The following is a 452-nucleotide window of genomic DNA, read 5'->3' on the forward strand; positions in this document are numbered from 1 at the left end:
GTCTGGTCCGCCATCGAAGCCAGCCGGGCGCGCAGGCGGCCCGTGGGCATGCCGGAGATCAGCTGCCGGAAGCGCTTCTTACGGCCGTGCTTCTCCCGGGTCTTCTCCGCGGCGAAGTCCAGGTCCTCCACGGCGATCGCCTTCACGCCGCAGGTGCGGGCCCAGTGCAGGATGCGGGTGAGGGCGTGGCGTACCTGGGCGTCGCGGTGTTCGGCGGTGCCGGTCAGGTGGTAGGAGAAGCGGCGCGGGCTGCCGGTGGGGTTGCCGTGGAGGTCGAGGCGCCAGGCGGCCAGGTGGTCGGCGTTCATGTCGATGCCGATCACCCCGTGGGCGAGGGCGGTCTCGATGGGGAGGGTGGGGGTGGGCGGGATCTGCCAGGCGGCGGTCACGTACCAGCGGTCGCGGTCCGTGTCCAGGTGGATGCGGTAGGCGACCGCCCGGTTGGCCGCGAC

General features: G+C 72.6%; 1 pseudogene. It reads right to left on the bottom strand.

What is annotated here, in order from left to right:
• Positions 1-452, bottom strand: a pseudogene (locus tag I8N67_RS41995) (IS200/IS605 family accessory protein TnpB-related protein); the annotation flags it as partial.

Origin of the sequence: Streptomyces adelaidensis, assembly GCF_016598475.1 — a bacterium.
GTDB lineage: Bacteria > Actinomycetota > Actinomycetes > Streptomycetales > Streptomycetaceae > Streptomyces > Streptomyces adelaidensis.